Raw genomic sequence first — 12,470 nt, 5'->3', positions numbered from 1 at the left:
AAATGGCGGAGAGGGTGGGATTTGAACCCACGTACGGATTATTAGTCCGTAACCCGATTTCGAGTCGGGCGCGTTACGACCGGACTTCGCTACCTCTCCGCGAGGTGTTTTGAAATTTTCTTTTCCTGGCGGCGCTGCTGAAAAAATGCACGTAACATAATGCTGCATTCTTCTTGCAAAACACCCCCCAGTACCCAGAAATGGTGGTTGCTCCAGGAAAGCACGTTCCCCTCCATCCTGGTGACCAAGCATCCAGCCTTGGGATCCGGGGCGGCGAAAACCACTCCTGTCAATCTGGCCTGGATAATGGCGCCCAGGCACATGATGCACGGTTCCAGCGTCACCACCAGCACGGCGTCGGTCAAGCGATGGTTGCCAAGCAGTCTTCCAGCCTGGCGCAGGGCCAGAATCTCGGCGTGGGCACAAGGGTCATGATCAAAAATCGTCCTGTTTTCGCCCCGGCCCAAGATCTCTCCCCCGGCATCCACCACCAAGGCTCCCACCGGAACATCTCCCCGGGCTTGGGCCACCCTGGCAAGGCGTAGCGCCTCGCGCATGAAGGGCTCCCAGACGGAAGCGGCATCCATGCCCACCGCGTCCCGAGAGGGCGCACAGTAGAAACTCGTGGACTCGCTGTCAATCATCTTTACGCCGAGCCAAAGTCCAGCGTCTAGAGGCCCTTCAGATAATCAATACCGCCCTTGAGCAGGGCCGTGCCCAGGGTGGATGTTTCACCTCTGGTCCAACGCGGATGATTCGTCGGGTGGTTATAGGCTTCGGGGTGCGGCATAAGACCCAAAATCCGGCCGGAGGGATCGGTCAACCCGGCGATGCCCAAGGGAGATCCATTGGGATTGGCGGGATATTCCTGGGTTACTTCGCGGGTGAGTGGATCAACATATTGCAGGGCGATGAGATTTTGCGCCTGTAGCCTGGACAACGTGGCCTCGTCCTCGGGCATAAGCTTTCCCTCGCCATGACGAACAGGAATATACAAATAATCAAGATTGGTGGTGAATACACATGGCGAATCTTGATTGACCTTGAGAGTCACCCAACGATCCTCGTATTTGGCGGAGTCATTGTGACTCAAGGATACCTGACGGGTGAAGTATTTCCCGTCCAAAGCCGGCAACAAGCCAAGTTTGACCAAAAGCTGAAAGCCATTGCAAATGCCAAGAATCAGTCCGCCCGCGTTCAGCAAGGCCTGCAATTCTTCCATCAGGGATTTGCCGCTTTTTGTGCGCATGTGTCGCCAACGCAAGGCCGCGGCCTGGGCCGAGCCCAAATCGTCACCATCCAGAAAGCCACCAGGCAAAATCAAAAAATTGTAATCAGACAGGTTGATCTTATCCGCCGTCAAATCCGAAAAATAGGCGATGGTGGTCTGGTCCGATCCGGCCCGATCCGCCGCAAAGGCGCATTCCCGTTCGCAGTTCGTCCCGTAGCCGGTGATCACAAGCGTCTTGACCTGAGCCATCATTCCTCCGAAACGGCATCCATGCCGCGCTGTTTTTGAAGTAAGAGCCCATTACAGGCCAAAGTGGTGCCGCGCAAGCGCGAAATGCTCACCGGGGCCTGTTTGCAGTCCCCACCCTTTCTGGTATGAACACGCTGTGTTCGTGGAGAGCCGAGGGCCGCTTGACAAGCGGGAAGCCCGCTGCCTAAGGAGCCCGTGGGCATGAGATATGCCCCCTTCCGGGCTGCCGACTGGTGGCCCGTTTATTTTGTGGAGCACGGCATTCAACAGGATGCGGGCGCGGATCGACAACCATCAGGCGTACGAGGCAGCAATGCATACCAAATTCATTTTTGTCACCGGAGGGGTACTTTCATCCCTGGGAAAAGGATTGGCGGCCGCCTCCATCGCGGCCCTGCTCAAGGCACGGGGCCTTCGGGTCTCGATCCAAAAACTTGATCCCTACATCAATGTCGACCCAGGCACGATGAACCCCTTTCAGCACGGTGAAGTCTATGTCACGGACGACGGAGCCGAAACAGACTTGGATCTGGGTCATTACGAGCGCTACCTGGATATCTCCCTGAGTCAGCGCAACAACTATACATCCGGCCGCATTTACAACACCGTCATCACCAAGGAGCGCCGTGGCGACTACCTGGGTGGCACGGTGCAGGTCATTCCGCACATCACCGACGAAATTAAATCTTCCATCCTCTCCCTGGCCAGTGACGATCTGGACGTGACCTTGGTGGAAATCGGCGGCACGGTCGGAGACATCGAAGGTCTGCCTTTTTTGGAAGCCATCCGCCAGCTGCGGGCTGATCTGGGCAAGGACAATGTCCTCTACATCCATTTAACCCTGGTGCCATACATTAAAACAGCCGGCGAGGTAAAAACCAAGCCCACCCAGCATTCCGTAAAGGAATTGCGCAGTCTGGGCATCCAGCCGGACATCATTCTGTGCCGCTCCGAAGTGGATCTGGACGAGGACATCAAGAACAAAATTTCCCTGTTCTGCAACGTGGACAAAGACGCGGTCTTCACGGCCATCGACGTTAACCACATCTACGAATTGCCCCTGAGCCTCTATAATGAGGGGGTCGACCAGAAAATCGCCATTCTCCTGCGTCTGGCCGCCAAGAATCCGGACCTGCAACAGTGGAAGGACCTGGTCCACAATCTGAAGAATCCCACGACCAGCGTGACCATCGCCATTGTCGGCAAATACGTCGATTTGAAGGAAGCCTACAAGAGCCTGCACGAGGCCCTGACCCACGGCGGCGTGGCCAACAGCGCGGGTGTCAATTTTGTCTACGTCAATTCCGAGGAAATCACCCCGGACAACGTGGCCGACAAATTGGCCGAGGCCGACGGCATCCTGGTTCCCGGCGGATTCGGCACGCGCGGAGTGGAGGGCAAAATCACGGCCATCACCCATGCCCGCGAAAACAACATTCCCTTCTTTGGCATCTGTCTGGGCATGCAGTGCGCGGTTATCGAATACGCCCGCAACGTCATGGGACTGACCAAGGCCAATTCCGAGGAATTCGATCTGACCACGCCCGATCCCGTCATCTATTTGATGAAGGAATGGTTTGACTTCCGCAAAAAGTGCGTCCAGCGCCGCGACCTGGGCAGCGAGAAAGGTGGAACCATGCGCCTGGGTGCCTATCCCTGCGTGATCGAGCCGGATACCCGGGCCTTCGAAGCCTACGGGGTGACGGACATTTCCGAACGCCACCGCCATCGCTACGAATTCAACAGCGCCTATCAAACCCGCTTCGAGGAGGCTGGTCTGACCATCAGCGGCATGTCGCCGGACAAAAGCCTGGTGGAGATCGTGGAGATCAAGGACCATCCGTGGTTCCTGGGGTGCCAGTTCCATCCCGAGTTCACATCCAGACCCATGCGACCGCATCCACTGTTCCGGGACTTCATCCGCGCGGCGGTGACCAACAAAAAATCCGGGAAATGAACATGCCCGATCTTAGCGCCTTGATCCACGATCGTCCGTTCATTCTGGCTGGCCCCTGCGTGCTGGAAAGTCTGGACCTGGCCATGGCCGTGGCCGAGGAATTGGCCGCCATCTCCCGTGACCTGGGTCTGCCCCTGATCTTCAAAAGCTCCTTCGACAAGGCCAACCGCACCGTTGGATCGAGTTTTCGTGGGCCAGGCCTGGACCTGGGACTGAATTGGCTGGCCCAGATCAAAAGTCGCACCGGCCTGCCCATCGTCACCGACATCCATGAATCCCGCCAAGCGTCCCTGGTGGCCGAGGTGGCCGACGTGCTCCAGATTCCAGCCTTCCTGTGCCGGCAGACGGATTTGCTCCTGGCCGCGGCCCGCACGGGCCGTGTCGTCAATATCAAGAAAGGCCAGTTCATGGCCCCATGGGACATGAGCGGACCGGTCGAAAAAATCCGCGCGGCCGGGTTTGACAAAATCTGGCTGACCGAACGCGGCGCGACCTTCGGCTACAACAATTTGGTCGTGGACTTCCGCTCCCTGGTCATCATGAAGGACCTGGGCTGCCCGGTCATCTTCGACGCCACGCATTCCGTGCAGCTGCCCGGCGGACAGGGCACGTCCTCGGGAGGGCAACGCCAATTCGTTCCGCATTTGGCCCGGGCGGCGGCGGCCTGCGGCTGCCAGGGAATTTTCATGGAGGTCCATCCGGACCCGGACCACGCCCTGTGCGACGGCCCCAATTCCTGGCCGCTGAGCAAGGCCCGCTCCCTGCTCACGGAGCTCAAAGCCATCTGGAGTATTCCCCATGCGGGCTGAAGACGCGGCCAAGGCGGTGCGCCTTGTGATTCTGGACGTGGACGGGGTCCTGACCGACGGTGGACTGTACTACGACGGCGAAGGCCGGGTGCTGAAACGATTCAATGTTCAGGACGGGCTGGGCATCAAACTCGCGGCCGGCCTCGGGCTGGAATTCGCGGTCATCACGGGCCTGGAATCACCGGCTGTCCGCGACCGCGTCGAGGAATTGGGCATCCGTCACTACTATCCCGGACACACCCGCAAAATCCCACGGCTAAACGACCTTGCCGCCAAAACGGGGATATCGTTTGCGAACATGGCGTACGTCGGTGACGACTGGGTCGATGCCGCTCCCATGTCCAAGGTCGGACTACCCATTGCCGTGGCCAACGCCCGTCCGGAAATTCTACGCCTGGCCGCGTGGACCACGACAGCCCGTGGGGGGAATGGCGCTGTCCGCGAAGCCATTGACTTCATCCTGCGCGCTCAAGACAAATTCGACGCCTTGTGGCGGGATTGGTCCACTGCATGAAACGGGCCCTGGCCATCGTCCTGGTGCTTGCCTTTCTGGCTGGCGCTGCGGCCTTGGGGAAATACATCCTCTGGCCCGAGCGTCTGGACACGACCGACCTGAAACAGCTCGATGTGGATTTGAGCCTCAAGGGCGTGGAGCTCAGCCAGGGCCGTGACGGGAAAAAACTGTGGAACCTGAAGGCCTCGGAAGCGGATTATGTTGAAAACACGGACGAATTGACCCTGGCCGCGCCCATCATCACCTACTGGGGCGAAGGCGAGGAGCCGCCCATGCAGGTCATGGCCCCCAAAGGCCAGGTCTGGCAAAAAGAAGACCGGGCCAGGATGTGGGACGGGGTGAACGGCACCCGAGGCGAATACGCCATGCGCGCCGACAGTCTGGACTATACGGGAACAAGGCGGGAAATCCTGCTGACCGGCAATGTCCAGCTCGTCGGGAAAACCATGCTGGCCAACTCGAACACGCTGACATATTTTTTGGAAAACGGCGACTTCCTCGCCCAAGGCAACGTCCAGGTCATTATGAACTGAACGCGCGGGAGCAGTATGCGCTTATTCTTCCTTATCCTCGCCCTGCTGTGGACGTCCCCGGTATGGGGTGAAAATTCGGTGCCCGTGAAAATCACCGCCGACACCATGCGCTATACCCAAAAAAATGATGAAGTCATTTTCGCGGGCAACGTCCACGTCATCCGCGAGGACATCAATCTTTGGTCCGAAACCTTGACCGTTTTTCTGGAAAAACAAAAAAACACGGATCAGGCCAAAGATCCCCTGGCCGCCCAGCAGGGGTCCATCAAGCGGATCACCGCCATCGGCAACGTGCGCATCAAGGCCGAGGGAAATCGCTCGGGAACTTGCGGCAAAGCCACGTACGAAGCTGCTTCCGAGGTTCTGATCCTGGAAGACAACCCCGTTCTCAAGGAAGGGCCAAACACGATCCAGGGTGAAATCATCAAGCTGTACATCAAGGAGAATCGGAGCGAGGTCATCGGTGGCAAAAAACGGGTCGAGGCGATATTCATGACCCAGGACAAGCAACCCGGCCAGATTCAATGACCACTCTCGGCGGCACAAGCCTGGCCAAGCGCTATGGCGCGCGGGATGTTGTCCGCGACATAGACCTGACCGTGGCCCAGGGCGAGGTCGTGGGCGTTCTCGGGCCAAACGGCGCGGGCAAGACCACCACCTTCTACATGTTGGCCGGAATCATCCGCCCCACGCGCGGCCGGGTCATGCTGGACACGAACGACATCACCGCCTGGCCCTTGCACAAACGGGCCCAGGCCGGCATGAGCTACCTGCCCCAGGAGAGCTCGATCTTCAAAAAGCTGACCGTGCGCCAAAATCTGGAACTGATCCTGGAGTACTCCGACCAGTCCCGCCAGAAGCAACGCGATACAGCGGACCGCCTGCTTGAAGAGCTGGGCATCAAAAAACTCGAGCACCAATCAGCTGCCTTTCTGTCCGGAGGCGAACGGCGCCGTCTGGAGATCGCCCGGGCCTTGATCCAAGATCCCAAGTTCATCCTGCTGGACGAGCCCTTCGCCGGCATCGACCCCCTGGCCGTCGACGACATTCAGGACATTATCACGGCCCTGCGCGACAAAGGCATCGGCATTCTCATTTCCGACCACAATGTTCGCGAAACCCTGCGCATCTGCGATCGCGCGTATCTCGTCCACGATGGGCGCGTCATCCTAAGTGGCAGTCCGGGGGAAATTGTCGACAATCCCAAGGCCCGCAAAGTCTATCTGGGTGAGGGATTCAGCTTGTAGGACAAGCGAGGATTGCCAGTCATGACCTTCTGTGGCAGATTTGCTTTTCGGTTGAAGAATTTTTTCACACCATCATGAGTCATTAGGGATACACCAACATCATGGGCCTCGAACTCCGGCAAAACCTCAAACTTACCCAACAGTTGGTCATGACCCCGCAGCTTCAGCAGGCCATCAAGCTGTTGCAGCTCTCCAGATTTGAACTGCTTGAAGCCGTGCAGCAGGAATTACTGGAAAATCCCATGCTGGAGGAAGCGCCAAAGGAAATTTCCGAGGAACACGAGCCACAGATCCCCGCCACCGACGAACGCACCGATGTCGCCTACGAAGAAGCGGACCTTGTTCGCAACGCGGATTGGGAAAACTATCTGGGAGATTTTTCCAGCACGGCCAAACAAGTCCAGTTCAAGGAAACCGAGGCCCTCGAGGAAATGATGTCCTATGAGGCAAGGCTGGCGGGAAAACCTTCCCTGGAAGGACATTTGTTGTGGCAGCTCTGTTTGTCCACCAACACCGAGGAAGAAGAAATCATCGGTGAAATCATCATCGGCAATCTCAACTCCCAAGGTTACCTCGAACCACCCATCGAGGATATCGCGTCGCAGACGCTTTCCCCGCTTGCCCTCGTGGAATCCGTGCTGCATCGCGTTCAACGCTTCGATCCCGTGGGCGTGGCCGCCCGTTCTCCCAAGGAATGCCTGCTCGTCCAACTGGACATGCTCGGACAGGATGATCCGATCCTCGTCTCCCTGGTCGCCGATCACCTGGAAGACATCGAAAAACGCCGTTACAAGCCGTTGTTGCGCAAATTCAAAATCCAGATGGAAGACCTCAAGGCCTATCTGGACATCATCCAATCTCTTGATCCCATGCCTGGGGCGAGCTACGGCAGCGACAGCACCATTTATGTCAGCCCGGATGTCTTTGTATATGAATACGAGGGAGATTTCGTTATTGTCATGAACGACGACGGTCTCCCCAAACTCCAGCTGAGCCCGTACTACATGGAAGACACCTCCTTGTCGGTCAAGGGACCGGAACGGGAATACCTGCACGATAAGATGCGCTCCGCCCAGTGGCTCATGAAGAGCTTGCACCAAAGGCAAAAAACCCTGTATAAGGTCGTCGAGAGCATCGTGAAATTTCAACGGGAATTTTTCGAGCATGGCGTGACCAAACTCAAACCCCTGATCCTCAAGGACGTGGCCGATGACATCGAGATGCATGAATCCACGGTCAGCCGCATCACCACGAGCAAGTACGTGGCCACTCCCCACGGAATTTTCGAATTGAAATTCTTCTTCAATTCGGCTCTTGATCTGGACGACGGCACCCAGGTCGGTTCCGAATCCGTCAAGGCCATCATCAAAAAAATGGTCAGCGAGGAAGACCAAAAAAAACCCTACAGCGATGAAAAAATCGCGGCCGTGCTGAAGGAAAAACTGGATGTGAACATCGCCCGTCGCACAGTGGCCAAGTACCGCTCAGTGCTGGGCATCGAATCCTCGTCCAAGAGAAAACAAATTTTTTGACACCGTGCCCTCGAAACCCGACCACCGGGTCTCGGGGATGACCACAAACCCACGAGGAGGCTTCCATGAGGATTACCTTCAACTTCAAAAACTTCGACCCCTCTGATCATCTGCGGAAGTACGCCAGGGAGCGGTTTGGCAAACTCGGCAAGTTCATGACCGGCACGGAAGACGCTGAACTGCAGGTCAACCTTGAAGTGGAAAAATTCCGCCACATCGCGGATATCGTCCTGACCGGAAAGAACGTGCATATTTCCGCCCGGGAAGACAGCGAAGACATGTACTCCACCGTTGACCTGGTCTGGGACAAGCTTGAAGCCCAGATGCGCAAGCTTCGCGACAAGGCCAAAACCCAGCGCAAGGGCGGCAACGACACGGTACGCATGGATGTTATCCGCTTTGACGAGGACCAGACCGGCAAACGCCGTCCCAACATCCAGCAAACCGACCACTACGAACCCAAGCCCATGGTCGTGGAAGAAGCAGCCATGCAGCTCGGAACCACCGGCAACGATTTTCTGGTCTTCGTCAACGCCGAGAACGAACGCGTCAATGTTATCTACCGCCGGAAAAACGGGGATTTCGGCCTGATCGACCCCGGAGTATAGGGAATGAAGCTTGCCGAATATCTGGATAAGGATCTGATCATTTCCGACCTTTCGGCCAGGACCAAATCCGAGGTCCTGGCCGAACTTGTTTCGCCGCTGTCACGGACACATCCCGAGCTTGATCGTGAACATATCGTGCAAACCCTCATGGACCGGGAAAAACTCGGCACCACCGGCATCGGGGACGGCATCGCCATCCCGCACGGCAAACTGGACACCATCGAGCAGATCCTGATCATTGTCGGACGCAGCCTGCCCGGAGTGGACTTCTCCAGCCTGGACCACAAGCCAGCCACGATTTTCATCACCGTGCTGGCACCGTCCTCGGTGGTGGGGCTGCATCTCAAGCTCCTGGCCCACGTTTCCCGCCTCCTCAAGGACGAAACCTTCCGGAATGATTTTCTAACAGCGGCAGGGCCGGATGGCTTATGGGATCTGCTGCAAACCGTTTGACCCCTCGCGGATACCTCATGCAGAATTCTTTCGAGACCAAAAACGTGATCATCGTGTCCGGCATGTCTGGATCGGGCAAAAGCACGGCACTCAAGGTTTTCGAGGACATGAGATTTTTTTGCGTGGACGGGCTTCCGGCGCGCATGGCTCCGGCCCTGATCGAACTTTTTTTCAATTCCAAGCCAGGGGACTATCCCGGGCTGGCCATGGGCATGGACCTGCGCCAGCCAGACTTTGTTGGCCAATGGCGGGAAGTACTCGGCGACATGGAAAAACTCGCGGTAAAGCCAATCGTCATCTTCACCGACGCCGAGACCCAGGTACTGCTGCGCCGCTATGCCACCACCCGCCGCCCTCACCCCCTGGCCACCGGCGATCTTGGCCTGGAACAGGCCGTGGAACGGGAACGAAGCATCATGGAACCCATTCGCAACCAAGCGGATTTGGTTATCGATACCTCGCATCATTCCGTGCACGACCTACGCCGCGTTCTGCAGGAAAAATGGGGGGCCCTGGAATCCCAATCCAAGGGGATGCGCGTCCACCTTATTTCCTTTGGCTTCAAATACGGAGCACCGGCCGAAGCGGATCTGATCACGGACCTGCGTTTTCTGCCCAATCCATATTTCGATGAAAACCTGCGCCCCATGTCCGGACAGGACCGTGTCATCTCGGACTATATCCTGGGGGCGGACCCGGGTCGGGAATATCTGCGCCGCCTGCTGGAATTTCTGGATTTCACTCTCCCCCTGTATGCCACCGAGGGCCGCTATCGACTGACCATGGGATTTGGATGCACCGGTGGGCGGCACCGGTCCGTGGCCGTGACGGAAGCGGTTCGGAGCCATCTCCAGGAGCGCGGCTACATGATTTCCGTGGAACACCGCCACATGAGTCTTGGTTAACAGCTTTGGAGGAATGATGGTTGGAGTGATCGTGGTCACCCACGGTGAATTTGGAAAGTACCTGCTCGAAGCAGCCCAGACCATACTTGGTCCCCAGGAAAACTGCGCCTATCTCGCCATAGAGGGCGTCATGGACATGAACGGGCTGCTCTCGGAACTCAAGACCACGGTCTCGCGCCTGGATACTGGTAATGGTGTCATCATCCTGACCGACATGTTCGGCGGCACGCCCTCCAACATCAGCCTGTCCCTGCTGCAGCCCAACAAAGTCGATGTCCTGACCGGGGTCAACCTGCCCATGATGCTAAGGGTGTTGGCCATGCGCGAACAACCGCTGAATGATCTGGTGCTGGAAGCCAAAAAGGCCGCCATCCATGGTATCGTCGCGGCGGGAGAAATCCTGACCCGTAAAATCGCGAGTTAGCCATGCACTGGTTTCGTATCGACAACCGTTTGGTCCATGGCCAAGTCATCGAGGCCTGGCTCCCCCACATCAGGGCCAAGGCGCTGGTGGTGGCCAATGATGACCTCGCGGCGGATGCCCTGCGCCAGGAAATCATGAGTCTGGCCGTCCCCAGCGGTATCACCTTTTGTTGCTGCACTGTACGCGCGATCGGAGCCGAACTGCGCCGCCTGGACCTGGAAAAATCCGACCAGCACACGCTGGTTCTCTTCGCGACCTGTGCCGACGCTCGCGCGGCCCACATGTCCGGGGTGGAATTCACCACGGTCAATATCGGCAACCTCCATTACGGCCCGGGCAAGGAACAGATCTGCGAATATATCGCCCTTGGCCCGGACGACAGAAGCTGCCTCCACTACTTTGAAGAGCACGGGGTGGAAATCGATTTTCGCTGTGTGCCGACACGCACGGCAAAGGTGAACTTATGACCACGCTTCTCCCCCTCTCCGCGCATGACCTTCCAATTTTGATTGGCGGCGGTTTTTTTTTGCCCTCCTGTCCATAACCCGTTTCGGCTTGGACGTCGGATTCATCCAACGCCCCCTTTTCGCGGCGTCCTTGTGGGCCCTTCTGACATGGACGTGGCACCCGGCGCTGCATCTTGGAATTTTTTTTGAATTGCTGTGGCTGGACCTCTTCCCAGCCGGAACATTCATTCCACCCCACGCCCTTTTCGCGCTGATGACGTGCATCTGTGTCGTAACCGCGCTTGACGATCCAAACATGCGGCAAACAGTCACGGTCGTGGTCGCGTCTTTCCCCTTGGCGTATTTAGGCGCCTGGCTGGAACAAAAATTCCGGACCCGGCACAACCTTGTCTATACGACGCTCCTCGACTGGAGCCGCCACAAATCCCGCCATTCACCGCCACACATCCGACTCATCACACGGGCGCTGACCGAACATTTCTCCCTTTTTTGGGGAGTGTTCATGCTCTGTGGCGCAATCATCCTGGCCATGGTCCGCATGGCGCCGTCCTGGATATGGGCAGGACCCGAGCCAGGATGGCCCATGCTGTGGGTGGCCGCCAGTCTTGGCGCGATCCTGGCGTTGCGCATCCGCACCGCCCATGCCCTGAGCGCGGTTTGTTTGCTTTTGGCCCTGCTGGCAAATTTCTAAATCGTGATTCCCCCTGATATTATGACTTGGCAGGCGCCAATAATTGTGATATTTAGCACAAACTTTATGTCCGTCATGAAACCCTTTGAGGAGGAATACCATGTCCGTTTATGTTTTCGGTCACAAGAATCCTGATTCCGACACTGTATGCAGCGCCATCGCCCTGGCCGACCTGAAGAGCAAATTGGGTGTTGCCAGCACCGCCACTGCTCAGGGTGAGCTGCCCCCCGAGACAAAGTTCATCCTGGAAAAGTTCGGTGTCGCCGCTCCGGCCGTGAAAACCGCTTACGCCGGCGAAAAAGTGTTCCTGGTCGATACGTCCGATCTGGCGCAGCTTCCCGACGACATCAAGCAGGCAGAAGTGCTGGGCATTGTCGACCACCACAAGCTGGGCGACCTGACCACCTCCAGCCCGCTGGAATGCTGGATTTGGCCTGTTGGCTGCACCGCCACGGTCATCAACGCCATGTACAAATTCCATGGCGTGGAAATTCCCAAGGCCATCGCCGGCATCATGCTCTGTGCCATCTTGAGCGATACCGTTATCTTCAAGTCCCCGACCTGCACTCCGGCCGACAAGGAAGCCGCCGCCGCCCTGGCTAAAATCGCCGGTGTTTCCGATCTGGCCGCTCTGGGCATGGACATGTTCAAGGTCAAGTCCGCCGTGGAAGGAACTCCGGCCCGCGAGCTGGTACTGCGCGACTACAAGGATTTCAACATGAACGGCACCAAGGTTGGCATTGGCCAGCTGGAAGTCGTCGACCTGTCCATTCTGGACGCCGTGAAAGCTGATCTGGCCGCCGATATTGCCAAGCTGAAGGGCGAAAAAGGCGCGCACTCCATCTTCCTG

16 protein-coding genes and 1 tRNA gene are annotated in these 12,470 nt (G+C 57.5%); 14 read left to right on the top strand and 3 right to left on the bottom strand.

The features are described 5' to 3' along the window. Window positions 1-3: 3 nt before the first annotated feature. From EOL86_07615 to EOL86_07605, 3 genes are all read right to left on the bottom strand, one after another. A tRNA-Ser gene (locus EOL86_07615) sits at window positions 4-99 on the bottom strand. Then, on the bottom strand, window positions 90-593 hold the full coding sequence (locus EOL86_07610) for a nucleoside deaminase (protein NCD25444.1): 504 nt from the start codon (window positions 591-593) through the stop codon (window positions 90-92). Before EOL86_07610 ends, EOL86_07615 begins: the two co-directional genes overlap by 10 nt. Window positions 594-670: 77 nt before the next feature. Continuing rightward, the gene (locus tag EOL86_07605) at window positions 671-1,480 is read right to left on the bottom strand and encodes a phosphoribosylformylglycinamidine synthase subunit PurQ (GenBank protein NCD25443.1); all 810 of its coding nucleotides are present in this window, start codon (window positions 1,478-1,480) and stop codon (window positions 671-673) included. A gap of 313 nt (window positions 1,481-1,793) precedes the next feature. Here EOL86_07605 and EOL86_07600 point away from each other — a divergent pair, with 313 nt between their 5' ends. From EOL86_07600 to EOL86_07535, 14 genes are all read left to right on the top strand, one after another. Next, the gene (locus EOL86_07600) at window positions 1,794-3,437 is read left to right on the top strand and encodes a CTP synthase (protein NCD25442.1); all 1,644 of its coding nucleotides are present in this window, start codon (window positions 1,794-1,796) and stop codon (window positions 3,435-3,437) included. Window positions 3,438-3,439: 2 nt separating this feature from the next. Further along, entirely contained in the window at window positions 3,440-4,246 is an 807-nt protein-coding gene (locus EOL86_07595) for a 3-deoxy-8-phosphooctulonate synthase (GenBank protein NCD25441.1), read from the top strand. Next, window positions 4,236-4,760, top strand: coding sequence for a phenylphosphate carboxylase subunit delta (locus EOL86_07590; protein ID NCD25440.1), 525 nt, complete (start codon window positions 4,236-4,238; stop codon window positions 4,758-4,760). The genes EOL86_07595 and EOL86_07590 overlap by 11 nt, the downstream gene beginning before the upstream one ends. Then, complete coding sequence (gene lptC, locus EOL86_07585; GenBank protein ID NCD25439.1) at window positions 4,757-5,293, top strand: LPS export ABC transporter periplasmic protein LptC; 537 nt, start codon at window positions 4,757-4,759, stop codon at window positions 5,291-5,293. The genes EOL86_07590 and lptC overlap by 4 nt, the downstream gene beginning before the upstream one ends. A 15-nt stretch (window positions 5,294-5,308) precedes the next feature. Continuing rightward, window positions 5,309-5,821: a hypothetical protein gene (locus EOL86_07580; protein ID NCD25438.1), complete on the top strand. Its 513-nt coding sequence runs from the start codon at window positions 5,309-5,311 to the stop codon at window positions 5,819-5,821. Then, window positions 5,818-6,540: an LPS export ABC transporter ATP-binding protein gene (gene lptB / locus EOL86_07575; GenBank protein ID NCD25437.1), complete on the top strand. Its 723-nt coding sequence runs from the start codon at window positions 5,818-5,820 to the stop codon at window positions 6,538-6,540. The genes EOL86_07580 and lptB overlap by 4 nt, the downstream gene beginning before the upstream one ends. Window positions 6,541-6,641: 101 nt before the next feature. Further along, window positions 6,642-8,072 carry an RNA polymerase sigma-54 factor gene (gene rpoN / locus EOL86_07570; protein NCD25436.1) on the top strand — a complete coding sequence of 477 codons (1,431 nt, stop codon included), beginning with the start codon at window positions 6,642-6,644 and terminating at the stop codon, window positions 8,070-8,072. Window positions 8,073-8,137: 65 nt separating this feature from the next. Then, complete coding sequence (raiA, locus tag EOL86_07565) at window positions 8,138-8,680, top strand: ribosome-associated translation inhibitor RaiA (protein NCD25435.1); 543 nt, start codon at window positions 8,138-8,140, stop codon at window positions 8,678-8,680. A gap of 3 nt (window positions 8,681-8,683) precedes the next feature. Continuing rightward, window positions 8,684-9,133 carry a PTS sugar transporter subunit IIA gene (locus EOL86_07560; GenBank protein NCD25434.1) on the top strand — a complete coding sequence of 150 codons (450 nt, stop codon included), beginning with the start codon at window positions 8,684-8,686 and terminating at the stop codon, window positions 9,131-9,133. Window positions 9,134-9,150: 17 nt separating this feature from the next. Beyond that, the gene (gene rapZ / locus EOL86_07555) at window positions 9,151-10,038 is read left to right on the top strand and encodes an RNase adapter RapZ (protein NCD25433.1); all 888 of its coding nucleotides are present in this window, start codon (window positions 9,151-9,153) and stop codon (window positions 10,036-10,038) included. A 16-nt stretch (window positions 10,039-10,054) separates the two neighbouring features. After that, entirely contained in the window at window positions 10,055-10,462 is a 408-nt protein-coding gene (locus tag EOL86_07550; GenBank protein NCD25432.1) for a PTS sugar transporter subunit IIA, read from the top strand. A 2-nt stretch (window positions 10,463-10,464) separates the two neighbouring features. Continuing rightward, window positions 10,465-10,929 (top strand): PTS mannose/fructose/sorbose transporter subunit IIB, encoded by a 465-nt coding sequence (locus tag EOL86_07545; GenBank protein ID NCD25431.1) that lies wholly within the window; start codon window positions 10,465-10,467, stop codon window positions 10,927-10,929. 67 nt (window positions 10,930-10,996) lie between these two features. Next, window positions 10,997-11,620 carry a hypothetical protein gene (locus EOL86_07540; protein NCD25430.1) on the top strand — a complete coding sequence of 208 codons (624 nt, stop codon included), beginning with the start codon at window positions 10,997-10,999 and terminating at the stop codon, window positions 11,618-11,620. 100 nt (window positions 11,621-11,720) lie between these two features. Beyond that, window positions 11,721-12,470, top strand: a 750-nt coding sequence (locus EOL86_07535) for a manganese-dependent inorganic pyrophosphatase (protein ID NCD25429.1), incomplete at its 3' end; no start/stop codon positions are given.

Source organism: Deltaproteobacteria bacterium, assembly GCA_009930495.1.
Lineage (GTDB): Bacteria > Desulfobacterota > Desulfovibrionia > Desulfovibrionales > Desulfomicrobiaceae > Desulfomicrobium.
This window is presented reverse-complemented; position numbering and strand designations above follow the sequence as displayed.

Coding starts and splice junctions, on each gene's coding strand:
- raiA (NCD25435.1), top strand. CDS start 8,138: ATGAGGATTACCTTCAACTTCAAAAACTTCGACCCCTCTGATCATCTG.
- rapZ (NCD25433.1), top strand. CDS start 9,151: ATGCAGAATTCTTTCGAGACCAAAAACGTGATCATCGTGTCCGGCATG.
- EOL86_07600 (NCD25442.1), top strand. CDS start 1,794: ATGCATACCAAATTCATTTTTGTCACCGGAGGGGTACTTTCATCCCTG.
- EOL86_07605 (NCD25443.1), bottom strand. CDS start 1,480: ATGGCTCAGGTCAAGACGCTTGTGATCACCGGCTACGGGACGAACTGC.
- EOL86_07545 (NCD25431.1), top strand. CDS start 10,465: ATGCACTGGTTTCGTATCGACAACCGTTTGGTCCATGGCCAAGTCATC.
- EOL86_07595 (NCD25441.1), top strand. CDS start 3,440: ATGCCCGATCTTAGCGCCTTGATCCACGATCGTCCGTTCATTCTGGCT.
- lptC (NCD25439.1), top strand. CDS start 4,757: ATGAAACGGGCCCTGGCCATCGTCCTGGTGCTTGCCTTTCTGGCTGGC.
- lptB (NCD25437.1), top strand. CDS start 5,818: ATGACCACTCTCGGCGGCACAAGCCTGGCCAAGCGCTATGGCGCGCGG.
- EOL86_07580 (NCD25438.1), top strand. CDS start 5,309: ATGCGCTTATTCTTCCTTATCCTCGCCCTGCTGTGGACGTCCCCGGTA.
- rpoN (NCD25436.1), top strand. CDS start 6,642: ATGGGCCTCGAACTCCGGCAAAACCTCAAACTTACCCAACAGTTGGTC.
- EOL86_07550 (NCD25432.1), top strand. CDS start 10,055: ATGGTTGGAGTGATCGTGGTCACCCACGGTGAATTTGGAAAGTACCTG.
- EOL86_07590 (NCD25440.1), top strand. CDS start 4,236: ATGCGGGCTGAAGACGCGGCCAAGGCGGTGCGCCTTGTGATTCTGGAC.
- EOL86_07560 (NCD25434.1), top strand. CDS start 8,684: ATGAAGCTTGCCGAATATCTGGATAAGGATCTGATCATTTCCGACCTT.